The organism is Clostridia bacterium, from assembly GCA_012841935.1.
Lineage (GTDB): Bacteria > Bacillota > Peptococcia > DRI-13 > DTU073 > DUTS01.
This window is the reverse complement of the sequence record DUTS01000073.1, coordinates 20,829-36,082: the sequence shown is the minus strand read 5'-3', so window position 1 is coordinate 36,082 and position 15,254 is coordinate 20,829. Positions and strand designations below refer to the sequence as shown.

Annotated in this window: 15 protein-coding genes, 2 tRNA genes and 1 other RNA gene; 13 read left to right on the top strand and 5 right to left on the bottom strand. The window is 37.0% G+C overall.

Translation table 11 applies throughout. The features are described from left to right. Positions 1–51 precede the first annotated feature (51 nt). Positions 52–807, bottom strand: a complete 756-nt coding sequence (locus GX687_04475; GenBank protein HHX96700.1) for an ATP-binding protein — start codon at positions 805–807, stop codon at positions 52–54. Continuing rightward, the gene (locus GX687_04470) at positions 801–2,363 is read right to left on the bottom strand and encodes an IS21 family transposase (GenBank protein HHX96699.1); all 1,563 of its coding nucleotides are present in this window, start codon (positions 2,361–2,363) and stop codon (positions 801–803) included. The genes GX687_04475 and GX687_04470 overlap by 7 nt, the downstream gene beginning before the upstream one ends. 579 nt (positions 2,364–2,942) lie before the next feature. On the opposite strand from GX687_04470, the gene GX687_04465 reads away from it, so the two are divergent. Next, positions 2,943–3,884 (top strand): hypothetical protein, encoded by a 942-nt coding sequence (locus tag GX687_04465; GenBank protein HHX96698.1) that lies wholly within the window; start codon positions 2,943–2,945, stop codon positions 3,882–3,884. A 16-nt stretch (positions 3,885–3,900) separates the two neighbouring features. Then, positions 3,901–4,521 carry a hypothetical protein gene (locus GX687_04460; protein HHX96697.1) on the top strand — a complete coding sequence of 207 codons (621 nt, stop codon included), beginning with the start codon at positions 3,901–3,903 and terminating at the stop codon, positions 4,519–4,521. A gap of 32 nt (positions 4,522–4,553) precedes the next feature. Here GX687_04460 and GX687_04455 read toward each other — a convergent pair whose 3' ends face one another. After that, positions 4,554–4,868: a zinc ribbon domain-containing protein gene (locus GX687_04455; protein HHX96696.1), complete on the bottom strand. Its 315-nt coding sequence runs from the start codon at positions 4,866–4,868 to the stop codon at positions 4,554–4,556. A gap of 47 nt (positions 4,869–4,915) precedes the next feature. Beyond that, entirely contained in the window at positions 4,916–6,499 is a 1,584-nt protein-coding gene (locus GX687_04450) for a hypothetical protein (GenBank protein HHX96695.1), read from the bottom strand. Positions 6,500–6,569: 70 nt separating this feature from the next. Between GX687_04450 and GX687_04445 the strand changes: the two genes are divergently transcribed. From GX687_04445 to GX687_04395, 11 genes are all read left to right on the top strand, one after another. Then, positions 6,570–6,713 (top strand): hypothetical protein, encoded by a 144-nt coding sequence (locus GX687_04445; GenBank protein ID HHX96694.1) that lies wholly within the window; start codon positions 6,570–6,572, stop codon positions 6,711–6,713. A gap of 159 nt (positions 6,714–6,872) precedes the next feature. Then, positions 6,873–7,484, top strand: a complete 612-nt coding sequence (locus tag GX687_04440) for a flavodoxin family protein (protein ID HHX96693.1) — start codon at positions 6,873–6,875, stop codon at positions 7,482–7,484. Next, complete coding sequence (locus tag GX687_04435; protein ID HHX96692.1) at positions 7,481–8,524, top strand: deoxyguanosinetriphosphate triphosphohydrolase; 1,044 nt, start codon at positions 7,481–7,483, stop codon at positions 8,522–8,524. The genes GX687_04440 and GX687_04435 overlap by 4 nt, the downstream gene beginning before the upstream one ends. A gap of 115 nt (positions 8,525–8,639) precedes the next feature. Then, positions 8,640–10,451 (top strand): DNA primase, encoded by a 1,812-nt coding sequence (locus tag GX687_04430; GenBank protein ID HHX96691.1) that lies wholly within the window; start codon positions 8,640–8,642, stop codon positions 10,449–10,451. Next, positions 10,435–11,574 (top strand): RNA polymerase sigma factor RpoD, encoded by a 1,140-nt coding sequence (gene rpoD / locus GX687_04425; protein ID HHX96690.1) that lies wholly within the window; start codon positions 10,435–10,437, stop codon positions 11,572–11,574. Before GX687_04430 ends, rpoD begins: the two co-directional genes overlap by 17 nt. 154 nt (positions 11,575–11,728) lie before the next feature. Then, complete coding sequence (locus tag GX687_04420; GenBank protein HHX96689.1) at positions 11,729–12,055, top strand: hypothetical protein; 327 nt, start codon at positions 11,729–11,731, stop codon at positions 12,053–12,055. Positions 12,056–12,401: 346 nt separating this feature from the next. Further along, positions 12,402–13,100: a hypothetical protein gene (locus GX687_04415; GenBank protein ID HHX96688.1), complete on the top strand. Its 699-nt coding sequence runs from the start codon at positions 12,402–12,404 to the stop codon at positions 13,098–13,100. A gap of 29 nt (positions 13,101–13,129) precedes the next feature. Then, positions 13,130–13,204, top strand: a tRNA-Ile gene (locus GX687_04410). A 5-nt stretch (positions 13,205–13,209) separates the two neighbouring features. Then, positions 13,210–13,285, top strand: a tRNA-Val gene (locus GX687_04405). Positions 13,286–13,350: 65 nt separating this feature from the next. Then, positions 13,351–14,049: an SAM-dependent methyltransferase gene (locus tag GX687_04400; protein HHX96687.1), complete on the top strand. Its 699-nt coding sequence runs from the start codon at positions 13,351–13,353 to the stop codon at positions 14,047–14,049. A gap of 12 nt (positions 14,050–14,061) precedes the next feature. Further along, on the top strand, positions 14,062–14,778 hold the full coding sequence (locus GX687_04395) for a hypothetical protein (protein ID HHX96686.1): 717 nt from the start codon (positions 14,062–14,064) through the stop codon (positions 14,776–14,778). A gap of 30 nt (positions 14,779–14,808) precedes the next feature. Here GX687_04395 and rnpB read toward each other — a convergent pair. After that, positions 14,809–15,179, bottom strand: an RNA gene (rnpB, locus tag GX687_04390) — RNase P RNA component class A. Between the last annotated feature and the right edge of the window lie 75 nt (positions 15,180–15,254).

The following is a 15,254-nucleotide window of genomic DNA, read 5'->3' as shown; positions in this document are numbered from 1 at the left end:
TTGTGACTGTCAAGTACTTTTAAACAAATTTTGCTAAATAACTTTTAACACCTAGATATTCCCAAATATGGTTTTTCGATGTTTAATTCTGTAACTATCACCACTTAAATGAATTACCTCACTTTTATGAATTATTCGGTCCAAAATGGCCGTGGTTATTGCAGGATCCCCCAAAAGTTCCCCCCAATCCTTAGGACCCTTATTTGATGTAATTATGATTGAAGTTTGCCCATAAAGCTTATTTATAAGTTGAAAGAACATATTGGCCTCATTTTTGTTCATTGCCATAAACATCAAGTCATCAATGATGACCAAATCGGATGTAGTTATTCTTTTCATCCTTAATCGACTACCCTTGCTTATTTCTTGGGTCTTAAAGAGATTTATCAAGGTATCCATTTGGACAAAGCTGACCTTATATCCCTTGTCTATTGCGTCAATACCTAGGCCTATAGCCAAAAAGGTTTTCCCGACCCCGGGAGGCCCCAATAGCAGTAAATTGTAAACTTGTTCAACCCATAAAAGTTCCCTTAGATGCTGAAATTGCTTTTTGCTGAGAGATTGTTGTTCCGCAAGGTTAAACTCGTCCAGGGTCTTGTATTCCGGGAAAGCGGCCCATTTGAGCCACTTGTCCCTTTGTTTTTCCCCCCGTTTCGATAATTCATAACTAACAAGTTTAGATAAAAATTGTTGATAGCTAAGTTCCTTGGCTTCCGCCTCCAACAAAAGATCATCTAAGGCCTTAGCCATTTCAGTTATCTTTAATGCCTTCATTTGCTGTTTTAATTCACTTGTGGTTTCTAACATATATGTCCCCTTTCCAGAATTTCTTTGTAATAATTAAAATCCCTAGTCATCGGTTTTGTTTCAAATTTGCTACGGTCCATTTCATTCAAAGGTTTAATCTCTATAAAATCAGCTTCACCGAATCTTGTTATTCTCTCTTTAGGCTGCATTTTGCCAAAATAATCTATTGCATCATTGAAATCAGTAGCACTAAAAAGGTTATGTTTCAGACAATAATTTAACGCTTTTTCGGTAATTAGGACATCGACATCCTCAATACTTCTTTGAAGCATTTGCAGCTGATCGCGTATGTATCTTGGTTTTTGTGCTCTGATTTTCTTCAGCCATTCTTTTGCCTGTGATGGCTGATTAAAAAATACTGCTACCGTTTCAATATATTTGTCAATACCTTTGGAACGATCCCGGCCGTGGTTGTTGTTTTTGACAAGTTTACCTTTTTCAAGACTAATAGTGTGTCGGGCTAATTCCTGTTTAGTCTCCAAGTCGCTGATTACAAGAATGTTTTCCTGGACCTTCATCACTTCTACTACTTTTTCCGTCCCATCATAGGTCCCAAGGGGTACGGAATATCTATTACCCATAAACCAGATGGTATTGTCTTTTCTTACCGTTCTTGTTATACTGTTTTTACAAGTGCTATTTAATTTTTCGTAGACCGGCAGGAGATGGGGCTTTTCCAGGGCGAACATTTCTGCCGGTATTTTCTTTGTTGTATTGTGTTTTTTCCCATTACCTGTTCGCTCAAGCCAAGCTAAACAATCTTCGTTAAGCCTCTCCAAGTTAAAAAAAGTTCGGTGTTTGGCAAAATTCTTTTTCACAAAGCCCACAACATTTTCAATGCGCCCCTTGCTTTGGGGGTCCTGTTTTCTACACATATAAATTAGAAAGCCTCTTTTTCTAGTGTAGTTTGCAAATTCATGAGTAAGAATTAAATCTCCGCTATTTTCACTAGTCAGAATTAGATGGTCTTGGTCGTAAACGATTTCTTTTGTTCTCCCGCCGTAGAAGAAAAAAGCGTTTTCATGCATTTTGATTACATCCTCAGTAGTAAAGGGTCTGTCCAGCCACTCTACATATTTTTGCCTAGAATTGGACAGAACGAAAGCGATAAACCAGAGTCTGACCAAATTTCCTTGGGCATTTTTGAGTTTCTCTTCACCAAAATCAACCTGCATTTGATGTCCTTGTGGCGGGTCCTCTATAGCTTCATGGTCCCTTTTGTGAATAGTTTTTGGGATATCGTACTCCTTTCTCAGGTAAGAAACATAATTTCTGACTGTACTTTCTGAGATATCAATTTCCGGATACCGTTCCTTCAACCAGTCAAATACCTGGGCCCCAGATAAATCGGGGTATTCTTTTAACCATGACAAAATTTTTTCCCTTTTGTGGTCCAGCTTTTTTTGACGGGTTTGCATGTCTTCAAGTACCTGGTTGTATTCATCTGGGTTTAAATTCCCATACTGATATACCGTATTTCGGGATATATCCAGATGTCTTGCTATTTGAGAAATGTTTAAGCCCAACTCCTTTAAGCGTATTATTTCCGAATACATATTCCACCTTTCCGTGAGCTTCATTTGCTCCCCTCCCCGCTGATTTAATTTCCAGTTCAATCATACAGGAAAGGAGTTTTGTGGTAAATACTGTTCATTCTTATTTAGCAAAATTTGTTGAGTTTAGTTTAGCAGTTACAACATTAATCGGGTATGAAATTCTTACTTTATTTGGGTCTGTTTATGGTAATATATAAATACAACTTTTGGCAGCCAAAAATACAATCTGCATAAAGATAAATAAAAAAGTAATTGCCAGCACCATTTCAATAATATACCCTATTAGTGGCTAAACTTTTAGGGAGTAGAAAAGGACGTGTTGACAATTACTTATGAAAATTATATAAGAGATTTATATTTTCCACAAGGAAAAAACTACAATGAAATAAGATTACAGGCAGGAATTTTAGTGGGTTCGCCGGGAAATAATTGTTAGATTGGAGGCTGGTAAATATAATCCTTCTTTAAGATTGGCACTTGGTGGTAAAAGTGCCGCTTAAGGAGATCTTTATTTTTAAATAAGTACACACTCGGGTATGTGCTTTTTTTAATGATATTCTATTAATGGAGGTAAGAAAAATGAAAAGAGGAATGGTCGTTTTATTGATTTTACTGCTTTGTGGCTGTCAACAGCAGGGGACTTGGTTGCCTTTTGAGACTCTTAGTTTATTGGAGGCTGAACACCCTGAATTAGATTTTGGTTTGGCGGAACATGATGGTCAAAGGACAATTAGGGATTTTGCTTTGAATCGAGAAGGTAATTTGTTACTATTAGAACTATCTGCTCAGGTTTATGAGTATTCCGCTAAGGGCGAATTGCTGGCTACTTATGATTTTGGTTTTGCCGAAAAAGGTTTAACCGCTTATCTGATGACTGTTGATCAGTCGGGAAATTTTTATTTTGTAGATGGTCATAATTGTTTAATTATTAGGGCTAATAAAAAGGGGATATTAGGTACGGCTGCTTTGGGGGATAAGGCGATTATTAAGGAACCAGGATTAATTAGAGCTATCTCTGCATTAGATGAAAACCTGCTGGCGATTACAGCTATCTCACCTAGTGATTATTTAACTTATACTTATGAGGTGGATGTTTCTGGGGAGGAGGCTGTTTGTTTGGCTTCAAATGGGGGAACAGTTTTGGGTAATGGTTATTCTTATGAAAATATATTGTTGTTGAATGAAAATGGGGGAGTAACAGATAGTACCAAGGTAACCATCTATAAAAATGGTCAGGTGGAAAATGAATTTGAAGTACGAAGACCCCATAATTTTGTGGTCGGTTTGCGGATTTTGGGAATATCAGCGGAGGATACTTATTTTGCTAATTTATCGGAATATTTGCCTGGGGATATTTTTCAGGAAAGATTGGTTGTGCTTAATCGGCAGGGAGAAATTATAGCAATGGGGAAAGGTGTATTAAAAAGTGATGATTTAATTAGAGGTTATCAGGGCAACAGTTATGTGCTGCGTTTTGAAACTGATGGTTTAACGGTTTTCCCTTTCCAAAAACTATTTTAAAAAAAGGAGGATGGTAATGAAACGAATTTTGTTAATTGGTTTAATTTTTTTGTTGTTGGTCAGTTTTACGGGTTGTTTGGTCGGAAAGGTGGAATATGAGTTAAATGAGGCTGGTATTATTAAACCAGAGGTAGCGGAAAAGGTCATTGCTCAAAAAGCAAAAACTTTAATTACCGCTATTGCTGAGCAGGATGCTCAAACCATTTCCGAGTTTGTTCATCCTTCTAAAGGGGTAAGGTTTACACCTTATACATCAGTTGATTTGGAAGGGGATCTTGTTTTTACTAAAGTAGAAATGCGGGATTTTTTTGAAGATCAGAAAGTTTATTTTTGGGGGCTTTATGATGGTATTGGTAGTGAAATACTTTTAACCCCTAGTGAGTATTATCAAGAATTTATTTATTCACGAGATTTTAAAAATGCCGAAGAGGTCGCCTACAATGAAGTATTAAGTCAGGGTAATGCAGTGGAAAATCAATTTGAAGTATACGAAAAACCGATTGTGGTGGAATATTATTTCCCCGGTGAGCATCCCGAATATGGTGATATGGACTGGAAAGGCTTAAGATTAGTTTTTGAGCAAGTTAAAGGGGAATGGTTGTTGGTAGGTATCATTCACAGTCAATGGACTATTTAAAAACGGGGTATTTGTTACCCCGTTTAAAATTATTATAGTTTTTTTCCGCAATATGGACAGGTTTGGACCTGAGCAGTATGTGTTTGTAAATGTGTAAAATCCGGTTCTTCGCTTTGTAAAAGTTCTGGCAGCAGCTCTCGGGGCACTTGGTAAGTTTTTTGGCAGCATCTTGTTTTTAAATAGTATTTACGCTTCCCTTTATAAAGGGGGATAAAAAAGAAGTGAAACTGTAGGTAGGTTTCGTAAAGTTGCATACGCGACAAAGCACCACAAGGACAAATAATATTACTAAACTCTTTAATTATTTTAGCTTTTTTCTCGGCTCCAAATATTCCTACAAAAAACATATTATTTTCCCTCCCGGGATTTATTATATCTATTTAGGGATGGTTTGTCAGGGTTTTAGATCAAGATAATGAAGTAGGGATTTTTCTATCCAATAGGAATCTTGGATGAGATTGGCAGCTATACAATTAAGGGATATTGGTTTAGGGGGTGCACATTTTGTATTTTGGTGGGCTGGACCAAAGGTAGGAATTAAAATACTTTGTCTGGTTTGGAGCAGAAGCCAAAGACCGATTTCTATTTCTAGTTGTATGGATTGATTTTGTAAAGTACCATAACAGTGTCCCTGATATTCTATAGTAGGTTCTAAAGTGTCGTCTAGTGGAGAAGCTAAATTTACCCTACTGGTAAACCAGTGTGCAAAGGTAGAGATTTTTTCTTCTTGGTTGATTTTTAGTTTAATTTCACCGGTGATTTTAAAGGTTAAATCTAAAGGATAAACATTATTGGTAGGAGGGGCGGTTTGATAATCTTCTAAAGTTATGGCGGAAATTTTGCATTTTTCTATAACTGGTGTTTTAGTTAGCCAAGGAATAAAATCGATGTTATTACTTACCGGATTTCCGATTCCCGCTGGGTTAAGTTCGGGGTGGTAGGGTCCACTATTACTGCCCCACCAGTTATAGGGGGCTTCAACAATTTGAGAGGTATTGTTAATTGCTCCCCAACCATTATCAACAATTTTGTTTTCAAGTAGGGTTGGTTTGGCATTACCGGGACTGTAGTAATAAAGATTACTGACAAAAACGCCGGCACGAGCATTATTATTTATGGTATTATTAGTGATGAGGGGTTCTAAGGGGAATAAATCTGGGGATATAAAACCGCCGGGGCCCTGGCTAAAAAGGTAAATTCCGTCGCGAGAACAATTTTTAATAAGATTGTTTTCGATTAATATTTCCGTGGGAATGGGACCTTGGCTAGGTACCCAACCCCAAAAAAGGCCGGAGAAATTGCAATTTTCCAGGAGATTATTTTTAATTATTTCGGCTAAGGCTTGAATAAGCACGATACCGCCTTGTTCATCATTTAAGCCAGAACCACAGGTGCTAATTTGATTATTAATAATTTGGGTGTTGCGCTGATCCCAGGCTAAGGTGATTCCACTTATAATATGATTGGTGATTTTATTGTTTTCGATCCGTAAACTGGTACTGCTATCTTGAGCAAAAATGCCGTCAAGGGCATTTTGGTCAATGATATTATTAATTATTGTTGTTGGTCCATGTGAAAAAAGGCCTATTCCACCGCGGTTAAAACCGCTTCCTTGTCCATTTTGGCTTATTAAGTTGTCGCTAATGGTCATGGCGGCTTGCTGAGTACTAATTATTCCGGTATTAGTATTTTTTCTGATCGTATTTTGAGTAATTACAATTCCGGTAAGTTCTGGTGTGGCAGAATCAGCGATTTGAATGCCGAATAAAGGTCCATTTTGAATAATAAGATTTTGCAGGATTACATCATTACTTAAAATATGAACCATAGGTTTTTCTTCTAGGCCCTCACCGTCAATAATTACTATATCAGTACCTTGTAGGGTGAGAGGTTTATTAATTTGTTCATGATAAGTACCCGCGGGTATTTCTAGAATGCTGCCTGGGTCTGCTTGATTGATAAGTTCTTGTAAACTCATTTTTTGTCACCTCACTTTGTTTATTATATGAAACAGGTTGTAGTGAGGGGACAGTGTAGGGGATGAAAAAATGGGTAGGTCGTTGGCGATTTTTTTGTATTTAATTTTTCTTGTCGTGCCGATTTATATTTTTTATCTAATTGTTAAATTTGCGATTAAAAATGCAATTAAGGAATTGGCTGCTGAAGGTATTTTGTGGAAAAAAGAGATGTGATATTTTTGTAATTTAAAAAGCTGTCGAAAGTTCTTTTCTTGACTCGAAAAAAAGAAAAGCAGGAATTTTTCCTTTTAAGGAGTATTAATTATAATGAGGCTTGAATTTGTAGATTAATTCTAGAGAGGTGGTGGAAACTCCGTCAGGAGTTGTCAAATAATGTTTTTTGTCGTAATAAATGGTAGTCCGCATCATGATGGTAATACAATGTTTTTGTTAAACAAAGGGCTTGCGGAACTTGAATCTTTAGGCGGAAAAGTTGAAACTATTCATGCTGCCGATATTTTAAGGAATTTGCCGGTGCCCTTTTGCACGGCATGTTCTTCTCCTTGTCAAGGGAAATGTTCTGAAGGAACACGTTTAGCCGAAGTTTTGCATATCTTGAGAAAAGCAGATGGACTTTTATTGGGCTCTCCTGTTTATTTCGGTACAATTAGTGCACAATTAAAGGCATTTTGGGATAAAATTCGCTGTTTAAGAACTGAAAAAAGTTTATTAAATGTAGTAGGTGGTGCGGTTGCTGTAGGGGCTTCACGTTTTGGTGGTCAGGAGGGTACTTTATCGACCATGCAGCAAATGATGTTGGTACAGGGTATGACCTTGGTAGGTGGTGGTCAAAAGGAATTTGATTGTGGGCATTATGGTGTAGCCGCACAACGGCCGGTCCAAGAGGATGCCGCTGCCCAGGAGCGAATAGTTATTTTGGCTCGACGTTTATTTGAAGTGGCTCAGGCAACACGCAAGCTGCGTTTTTCGGGGGCTAAAGAATGACAACTATTTATCAATGGTTAATTAAAAGGGAAGCTGAGTATTTGGCACCTTATGCTCAAAAAGCCGCTGCAAGTAAAGGTAGGGCGATTCCGGAAGCAGAAGATTGTATTAGGACTGATTATATGCGTGATCGGGATCGCATTATTCATTCTAAATCATTTCGTCGTTTGAAGCATAAAACTCAAGTTTATATTTCTCCGGGAAATGATCATTATCGTACCCGCTTAACACATACTTTAGAAGTAAGTCAAATATCGCGAACAATTGGAAAGGCTTTAGGTTTAAATACTGATTTGATTGAAGCTATTGCACTGGGACATGATGTTGGTCATACACCTTTTGCTCATGCTGGTGAGGAAATTTTAAATAAGCTTCTGCCTGGTGGTTTTAAACATAGTGAAAATAGTGTACGAGTTTTAACTCATCTTGAACAAGGGCCTAAAGGCCGCGGACTTAATTTATGTGAAGAGACATTAATTGGAATTTTGCAGCATAGTGGATTGGAAAAAGATGATAGTGGTTATAATACTTTGGAAGGTCAAGTAGTTCGTTATGCAGATAAAATTGCTTATATTCAGCATGATATAGATGATAGTATGCGAGCGGGTATTTTGAAATTAAGCGATATTCCTCGTGAATATTTAGAGGTTTTGGGAGAAGGACATGGTGAGCGAATTGCCACTTTAGTACAGGATCTAGTCCATTATAGTAAGAAAAACATAGCCCAAGGTAAATTAAAAATAAGTTTGAGCCCTGATGTTTATCAAGCTTTATCAGGATTACGTGAATTTATGTTTTCTACAATATATTTTGGTCCACTTTGTTTAGCCGAAAGGCAAAGGGCTATTTATGTAATTGAATTTTTGTTTAATCATTATTTACGGTATTATGAACAATTACCTCAGTTCTATTTAGAAATTGCGGAGACTGAGGGACTGGAAAGGGGGGTAGCTGATTACATTTCGGGAATGACAGATAATTATTGTATAATGATGTTTAAAAAACTGGTAATACCCCGTTCTTATATTCCGTTAAAATAGCTTAGGGGACGAAGCCGCTAAAAAGTTTAGCGAAAAAAGAAGGAAGTAGGGCACAAATCACGAATAGTTGGTAATTGTGTGCCGAAAATATTTTGATTATAAGGTGTTGAGAGTCGTGCCTGGGTTGATTCCGGAGGATTTTATTGATAATTTACGCGATCAGATAGAAATAGTTAGTTTTATTAAGGGTTTTGTGCCTTTAAAAAAACAGGGGCAAAACTATGTGGGACTTTGTCCTTTCCATACCGAAAAAACACCTTCTTTTGTTGTTTCACCCCATAAACAAATTTTTCATTGTTTTGGTTGTGGTAAAGGGGGCAATGTATATATTTTTGTAATGGAACAGCTTGGTCTTAGTTTTCCAGAGGCCGTGGCTTATTTAGCTAAAACTTGTGGTTTGGAAGTACCAAGTAGTAATTTAACACCTCAGCAAAGGAAACAAAGAGAACTTAGGGAAAAGTTAGTAGGGATAAATGAATTAGCGGCAAAGTTTTTTCAACAACAGTTGTGGCAAAAAAAGGCGAAGGGAGTCCAGGATTATTTAAAAAAACGCGGTCTAAAAAAATCAGTTTGTCAAGATTTTTTATTGGGATATGCCCCAGATGACTGGGGAGAATTAACAAATTATTTATTAAGCAAAAAAATTGCTCCCCAAGATTTAATCAGTTTGGGTTTAGCTGTGCGAAATCCTCAAGGTCATCTTTATGACCGTTTTAGAAATCGTTTAATTTTTCCTATAGGGGATGCAGGGGGCAGAATTATTGGTTTTGGAGGAAGAGCATTAGATGATTCTCTACCCAAATACTTTAATTCTCCGGAAACACCTTTGTTTAATAAAGGTGAGCAATTATATGGTTTACATCAGGCACGCGGTTTTTTACGCAATAAAAATCAAGTTATTTTAACAGAAGGTTATTTGGATGTTATAACTGCTCATCAATATGGTTTTTCACAGGTTGTAGGAATATTAGGTACTGCTTTAACGGAAAAACAAGCAAGATTATTAATGCGTTATACTTATAACTTTATTTTTTGTTTTGATGCTGATTCCGCCGGCAGTCAGGCTACTTTACGTGGTTTAGATATTGTTCAACAGTTAGGTGTTAAAGCAGCTGTAATAATCATGCCACAGGGATTAGATCCCGATGATTTTTTACGTAAAGAGGGGCAGACTAAATTTAATCAATTAATTGAGCAGGCTTTGCCAGCTTTTGAATATAGATTATTAAAATTAACGGAAAAATATAAGCAAGATACGTTGGAAAATAAAATTCAAATTATGCAGGCTTTGATCCCCGTACTTTTAAAAATAAAAAGTCCCATTGAAAGGGAAGGTTATCTGCGTTTATTAGCTGAACGGTTTTCTTTTTCGGAAAAAGCAATTTATGCGGAAATTAAGAAATATCAGCAGGGTCTTTTTCAAAAGGACGAAGAAGCAGCTGAAGAAAAAAGAGAAATTTCGGGAAAGGAAAAAGCTCAGTGGGGATTATTGCGCTTGGTTTTAAATAAACCGGAACTACTTAATGAAGTAGAAAAGTTTGGTGGAGCGGAATTGTTTTTTAAACCGCTTTATAAGGAAATCTATAAGTTAAATTATTTATTACGTCAGGCTGGTCATAATATAAAAGTTGAGGATTTAATTACTCACTTGAAAAACAAAGCAGCCCAGGAATTAGTTGCCGAGATTATGTTGTCAGATGAACCTCTGCAAAATGAACAAAAGTTTTTAAAGGATTGTTTACTAACTTTAAAAATAGAGTTGGTTAATCAAAAAATACAGGAAAAACAGTCTTTAATGGTTGGTTATGAAAAACAAGGTGAAGTGACAAAATCTCTGGAATTAATGGCTGTGATTCAAAAAATGATTAAAGAAAGACAAAAAATGGTGTCAACCCTGGCGAAGGGGGGGAATATTCTTGAAGAATGAACATGAATTTGTAGAATTAAAAATAGCGGATTTAAAATTGGATGAAGTTGAACAGTTAATTGAGGAGGGCAAAAAAAAGGGAGTACTTACTTATAAAACCATTATGGAGATCCTGGAAGATGTAGAATTAGATTCCGATCAGATTGATGAATTATATGAGCACCTCAATTCACTTGGTATTGAAATTATTCCGGATAATACCGATATTGAGGATTTAGATGCTGATGAAACTGCGGAAAAAGAAGAAGAAGATGATGATGATGAAAAAATAGACCTTTCCGTACCCGAAGGGGTGGGCATAGATGATCCTGTGCGTATGTATTTAAAAGAAATAGGAAGAGTTGATCTGTTGACTGCTGAGGAGGAGGTAGAATTAGCTAAACGAATGGAAGCCGGGGAAGAGGAAGCCAAAAGACAGTTAGCGGAAGCAAATTTAAGATTGGTGGTTAGTATTGCCAAACGTTATGTAGGCCGCGGTATGCTCTTTCTTGATTTGATTCAGGAAGGTAATTTGGGTTTAATTAAAGCTGTGGAAAAATTTGATTACCGTAAAGGCTATAAATTTAGTACTTATGCCACTTGGTGGATTCGTCAAGCTATCACTCGGGCTATTGCTGATCAGGCACGTACAATACGTATCCCAGTGCATATGGTGGAGACGATTAATAAATGGGTAAGGGTATCTCGTCAACTTCTTCAGGAATTGGGACGCGACCCTACACCGGAAGAAATAGCAGAAGAAATGGGTATTACTGTGGAAAGAGTTAGAGAAATTATTAAAATTGCTCAAGAACCTGTTTCTTTGGAAACTCCAATTGGTGAAGAAGAAGATAGTCATTTAGGTGATTTTATTGAAGATGAAGATGCACCTGCCCCGGCCGAAGCGGCTTCTTTTATACTTTTAAAAGAACAATTGGAAGAGGTTTTGGAATCATTAAGTCCGCGTGAGGAAAAGGTTTTGCGATTACGTTTTGGTTTAGATGATGGTCGAACCCGTACTTTAGAAGAAGTAGGGCAGCAATTCGGGGTAACTAGAGAAAGAATTAGACAAATCGAAGCTAAGGCTTTACGCAAATTGCGGCATCCCAGCCGCAGTCGCAAGTTAAAGGATTATTTAGATTAAAAATGGGAAATATCGGCAGAATACTAGCCGATATTTTTTTTCTATTGTGCGAATACTCATAAAGTGGTACAATAGATTATAATAGTTAGTAACCAATATATTTTAGAAAGGATTTGAGTTAAACGATAAAATTTTAGATAAGGGGGTTAAGTTGGTGACTGATGAAAAGAAGAGAGGTATAAAAGCATTGAAGAAGTCGGTTTATAAGGTTGTTTTCGGATTTAATGATTTTATAAATGAAAGTATTGAGTTTCCTGCGGATTATTACGAATCCACACCTGATTTAAAGGCTAATCTGACTAAATTTGTTGGTGCTTTAGAAAAAATTAGGGCTAAATATGATCAGACACCGGATAGTAAGCAGTTAGCAGAGGATGAAGTTAGTTTAGCAAATTGTATTTGTCATTTTAGGGCCGGTAATTATTCGTTGGAGTTACTGGAAAAAGCGGTAAAACTAGAAGGGATTTATGGTACGCGGTGAGTCACAGTTAATGGGCGAATTGGCTGAAAAATGTATGTAGCCATACCATCTACGGTGCGGACAATCTTGGCCGCGAAATTAGCTAATATTGGCGAATCTCGTGAGCGTGTTCAGTTAGATTCAGTAGAACGTGAACGTGAATAAGAAATGAGGTAGTTTAATGAAAAAATTAACCGGATCTGAGGAAATAAATTATGGGTTAGAAAATTTAATCAGAAATGTGGAAGAATTGCCTGTTTATTTAGAGGTAAAGGATTTATAAAAAAATAGTTTTTGGAAACCTTTACGAAGGGTTGTGGAAAGGAAATTTCATGGAAATCTTCTTTCTGATGTTTTTAGTCATTTAATGTTAATGCCTAAGGTTGAAGAAGCCTGGTATGAAGGATGTGATTCGCGGTACCTTAATTTAAAGGAAGAAAAATTAAGTTGGGGTTGGTTAAACCATCGCTTTAATCTTTATAAAATACAAGGGAAAATTGAGCTGAATGAGAAAATAGCTCAGGATAAAATTCAACAAATAAATAAAGTTTTTGATCCTATTTTAAAAAAAATAAAGCGTGATTATGAATGGGAAAAAGAGCCGGAAAAAGCGGCAAAACTATTTGCTGAATATCAGCGGATGCAAGCGTCAAAAGTTGAATTGCAAAAGAGAGTAGAAAAATGGCTTGCTCTTGGTTGGGTGGTACTTTATGCACAACATAATATTCCTGCACGACAGTTACTTACTGAACTAACTAATGTAAATAAAATTTATTATTTTCAGCATCATAATCAAGAGAGTATTCGCCAAGTTATTAAAGAATTGTCTGAGTTGGAAAAACCTTATGAAAAATATAATGGAGGCCGTGGTCTAAAAGCCTTGGAAGAAATTAAAGGAGAAATTAATCATTGGCTGCAAGTTCGGGGAGTAGCCCCGGTAGAATTTTCGGGATTTAAGGAAATATCCGGGGAAAATAGAGAATCTATGCAAGAACGTCTTGAACAGATTGAAGATGCTACAGATAGGTGTAAAATTAACCTTGACCTAGGAGAAAAGTTGTTGTAAAATAATAAGTGCTTCTGTAAAGGCTTCATGGGCCTATAGCTCAGCGGTAGAGCCACCGGCTCATAACCGGTTGGTCCCTGGTTCGATCCCAGGTGGGCCCACCATTAAAGGGCGATTAGCTCAGTTGGGAGAGCGCCTGCCTTACAAGCAGGATGTCGGCAGTTCAAGTCTGTCATCGCCCACCAGAAATGTCTTCTTAAAGGAGTTGACACCTTAGTCGACTCCTTTTGTGTTTTAGGGGGTGTGTATTTTGAAACTTTCCAAACGGCTTTTAGGTATAGCGAAAATGGTACCCCAAGGGGCTCAAGTAGCTGATATTGGTACTGATCATGCTTTATTGCCTTGTTATTTAATTCGGGAAAAAATAGCTGCACGGGTAATTGGGGTGGAAATAAAAAAAGGGCCTTATCAAAGGGCTAATTTAAATATTAGTAATTATAATTTAAGTTCAGAAATTGAGTTGAGATTAGGTGATGGTTTAACGGTTTTAAAACCTAGGGAAGTAGATACGGTTATTCTAGCAGGAATGGGAGGTTCACTTATTTGTCGCCTCTTGGAAGCAGCACCGCAAATAGTAACTGGGTTAAAACAGATTATTGTGCAGCCAATGAATAGGGCTAAATTGGTACGTTTTTGGTTAGCTAAAGAGGGCTGGTTTTTTGAGGCAGAGGATTTGCTTGAGGAGAATAATCATTTTTACCAAATTATTAAGGTTGGTAAAAAGGGAGCGGAAATAAATTTAAGTAATTTAACGGCTGCTTATGGCCCTTTATTATTAACAAAAAAACATCCTCTTTTAATTAATTTAATTGAAACAGATTTAAAAAGATGGCAGGAGATTGTTGGGGAATTGGCGAAAGCTAATAGCAAAGTGGCAAAAAAACGGGCTCAAGTGTACCAAAAAAGGATACAGCAATTAAAGAAATTACTAGACTGTTTAAAAGCCTAATGGGGGTGTTTTATGCTTAGACAAGAAAGGCTGTTATGGAAATTACAGGAGTTGAAAATAGCGGAAAATAAACTTTGGCAATCTGGGGAATTAAAAGCAGTAGTGGGTAAATTAAAGGAACTGCAGGAAAAAGTGAAAGAGGGCGAAAAAGAACTGCAAACACTTTTACAAATGATTGAAAGGACTGAAAAAGAGGTACATGTTTTAGAGGAGAAAAGTGGTAATTTAGCTAGGCAAATCGAAATAAATAAGGAAAAACTTTATCAGGCTAAGGGCAGTTCTTTAAAGGAACTTCTTTCTTTGCAGCAATCGGTTTTAAATTTGGAAACTGAGGGAGAAGAAACCGAAGAAAAATATTGGCAGCTTTTAAAAAAGATTGAGGCTTGTAAATCTAAAAAAGAACAATATCAAGAAATGGTTAAAGTTTGGCAGGAGGAGTTTCAGGATGGTGTTAACGAATATCAGGCAGTTAAAAATCAGGCTGGTTTAAAAATTGCGGAAATTAAAAGTAAGCAAGAGGAAATTTGCGAACAACTGTGGCCGGAAATTAGAGTAGCTTATCAAGAGGTAGAAAAACAGTATCCTTTTGATTTTGTGGCTAAATTACATCAAGGATCTTGTTTAGGCTGTTATATTGGTGTTTCCGCGGTATTAAAAAGATCAGTTGTGGAAGCTAAAAAAGTTCAGTATTGTGATCATTGTGGACGGATTCTAATAAATTATTTTTAAAAAAACACTACGTTTTTAGCGTAGTGTTTTTTAATGAGTAAGCCTATAAGCCGAGTTCTGTACCTCAAAATGAGGTGATGACCATCTGTCTGGACCGGTGATTACTCACCGGTTCTAGCGACCTTACCCGGGAGCGAAACGGGCCGTTTCATGGCTCCTCTATTCGGTCTTGCTCCAAGTGGGGTTTACCCGGCCAATCAGTCGCCTGATTGCCGGTGAGCTCTTACCTCACCATTCCACCCTTACCTGTGTGAAAAACTCACCATCGGCGGTATGTTTCTGTGGCACTATCCTCGGAGTCACCTCCACTGGATGTTATCCAGCACTTTGCCCTTTGGAGCTCGGACTTTCCTCAGATACTACCTTTCGGTACTTGTATCCGCGGTCATCCGGCTTACTCAGTATTTAAAAGTTTTAATGGGAATTTTAATTTTAGCATATTCTATAAAAAGTTGCAAGGTGAGAAAAAACTTATT

Coding starts and splice junctions, on each gene's coding strand:
- GX687_04440 (HHX96693.1), top strand. CDS start 6,873: ATGTTTTTTGTCGTAATAAATGGTAGTCCGCATCATGATGGTAATACA.
- GX687_04460 (HHX96697.1), top strand. CDS start 3,901: ATGAAACGAATTTTGTTAATTGGTTTAATTTTTTTGTTGTTGGTCAGT.
- GX687_04475 (HHX96700.1), bottom strand. CDS start 807: ATGTTAGAAACCACAAGTGAATTAAAACAGCAAATGAAGGCATTAAAG.
- GX687_04470 (HHX96699.1), bottom strand. CDS start 2,363: ATGTATTCGGAAATAATACGCTTAAAGGAGTTGGGCTTAAACATTTCT.
- GX687_04395 (HHX96686.1), top strand. CDS start 14,062: ATGCTTAGACAAGAAAGGCTGTTATGGAAATTACAGGAGTTGAAAATA.
- GX687_04465 (HHX96698.1), top strand. CDS start 2,943: ATGAAAAGAGGAATGGTCGTTTTATTGATTTTACTGCTTTGTGGCTGT.
- GX687_04450 (HHX96695.1), bottom strand. CDS start 6,499: ATGAGTTTACAAGAACTTATCAATCAAGCAGACCCAGGCAGCATTCTA.
- GX687_04415 (HHX96688.1), top strand. CDS start 12,402: ATGTTAATGCCTAAGGTTGAAGAAGCCTGGTATGAAGGATGTGATTCG.
- GX687_04445 (HHX96694.1), top strand. CDS start 6,570: ATGGGTAGGTCGTTGGCGATTTTTTTGTATTTAATTTTTCTTGTCGTG.
- GX687_04455 (HHX96696.1), bottom strand. CDS start 4,868: ATGTTTTTTGTAGGAATATTTGGAGCCGAGAAAAAAGCTAAAATAATT.
- GX687_04435 (HHX96692.1), top strand. CDS start 7,481: ATGACAACTATTTATCAATGGTTAATTAAAAGGGAAGCTGAGTATTTG.